This window comes from Candidatus Pelagibacter communis, assembly GCF_001180105.1.
Lineage (GTDB): Bacteria > Pseudomonadota > Alphaproteobacteria > Pelagibacterales > Pelagibacteraceae > Pelagibacter > Pelagibacter ubique_K.
Window position 1 is genome coordinate 1 of the sequence record NZ_CVSO01000018.1, and the last position, 1,810, is coordinate 1,810.

Here is a 1,810-nt window from a genome sequence, read left to right on the forward strand (position 1 = left end):
TTTTTTGTTGTCTAAAATGGAGTCTTACATAGATGTAATAATTCCAAGAGGCGGCAAAAAATCTAGTAAAAAAGGTAAAAAAATATTCAAATATACCCACCATAGGACATCTTGAAGGTTTGTGTCATACATTTGTAGATGAAAACGTAAATCACAAAATGGCAAGTAAAATCATATTAAATGCAAAATTAAGAAACCCTGGAATTTGTGGTGCTACAGAAACATTGCTTGTTCATAGAAAACTATCTAGCAAAAAAATCAATTTAATTATTAATGATTTATTAAAAAATAATTGTGAAATATATGCTGACGACACTATCAGAAAAATTTCTCCAAAAAAAATTTATAAAGCAACACCAAAAGATTGGTCGACCGAATACTTGTCATTAAAAATTTCTATTAAAAAAGTCAAAAATGTAGAGGATGCCGTCGAACACATTAATAAGTATGGTACCTCACATACTGAGGCAATTATTTCTAATAATAAAAAAAATACAAAATACTTTTTTGAAAATGTGAAAAGTTCAATATTAATCCATAATTCATCGACTCAATTCGCAGACGGAGCTGAACTTGGCTTTGGTGGTGAAGTAGGTATATCAACTAATAAGTTACCACCTAGAGGTCCTGTTGGTTTAAATCAACTTGTATCTTATAAATATCAAGTAATAGGAAATGGCCAAATACGATCTTAAAAAAAAAGTTAGACTAGGTATTCTTGGCGGAACTTTTGATCCTGCTCACAAAGGGCATTTAAAAATTTCTAAAGTTGCCAAAAGATTATTTAAATTAGACAAAATTGTATGGGCTATTACAGAAAAAAACCCTTTTAAAAGTAAAAGTTTTTATAGCCTTAAAAAAAGAGTCCAAATTGCAAAGAGTTTAACAAAAAAAACAAAGTATGTGACTGTGGGTTTTTATGAAAAAAAAATTAAATCTAATAAGACAATAAAGCTTATAAAATTTTTTAAAAAGAATCGCAGTAACGAAATTTTTTTTATAATGGGAGCTGATAATCTTATAAATTTTCATAAATGGAATAATTGGTCTAAAATTGGAAAGTTGGCAAAAATTTTAGTTTTTGATAGAAGCGGGTACAAGAAAAGATCAAAGGAATCAGTGGCTTATAAGAACTTAAAAAAAAGGGGTCTAAAATACATAAGTTTTAATAAGGTAAATATTTCATCTTCTCAAATAAGAAATATTTGATAAGGTAAATAATTAATGGCCGAAAACTTAGACTTAAAAAAAATCATCATCAAAACACTCGATAGTAACAAAGCTTTAGACATAGTATCTATAGATCTTAAAGATAAATCCTCAATAGCTGACTATATGATTGTTGCAAGTGGAACGTCTTCTAGACATATCCAGTCTCTTTCTGAACAAGTTTTGGAAAAGTTTAAAACTAATGGATTAAAAAATTGTAAAATTGAGGGAAAAGATAGTACTGAGTGGAAACTAGTAGATGGAATAGACATTGTAGTTCATATTTTTAATCCAGAGAAAAGAAAGTTTTATGAATTAGAAAAAATTTGGTCTGAGTTAATTCCAAAAGAGAAAGTTATTGTTTAATGAGAATAATTATTTTTATAATTATAATTTTTCATACGTTTACACTTGCATTTTCAAATAATGATAACATTTACGATAAAGTAGATTTATTTGGAGAAGTGCTTGATAAAGTCAACAAAGAATATGTTGAAGAGATAGATCAAGCTGAAGCAATGGATGCTGCAATCGATGGAGTCTTAAGATCGCTTGACCCATATTCTGCATATTTATCACCAGAGGATCTTAAACAAATGGA

3 protein-coding genes and 1 pseudogene are annotated in these 1,810 nt (G+C 28.2%); all 4 read left to right on the plus strand.

Translation table 11 applies throughout. The features are described 5' to 3' along the window. Positions 1–158: 158 nt before the first annotated feature. Positions 159–695: an aldehyde dehydrogenase family protein gene (locus tag AMN84_RS01600; protein ID WP_075482813.1), complete on the plus strand. Its 537-nt coding sequence runs from the start codon at positions 159–161 to the stop codon at positions 693–695. Next, positions 676–1,209, plus strand: a complete 534-nt coding sequence (gene nadD, locus AMN84_RS01605; protein ID WP_075482815.1) for a nicotinate (nicotinamide) nucleotide adenylyltransferase — start codon at positions 676–678, stop codon at positions 1,207–1,209. Before AMN84_RS01600 ends, nadD begins: the two co-directional genes overlap by 20 nt. Before the next feature lie 15 nt (positions 1,210–1,224). Beyond that, positions 1,225–1,575, plus strand: a complete 351-nt coding sequence (rsfS, locus tag AMN84_RS01610) for a ribosome silencing factor (RefSeq protein ID WP_075482817.1) — start codon at positions 1,225–1,227, stop codon at positions 1,573–1,575. Continuing rightward, positions 1,575–1,810: pseudogene (locus AMN84_RS01615) on the plus strand (S41 family peptidase); the annotation flags it as partial. The gene rsfS and the pseudogene AMN84_RS01615, both read left to right, overlap by 1 nt.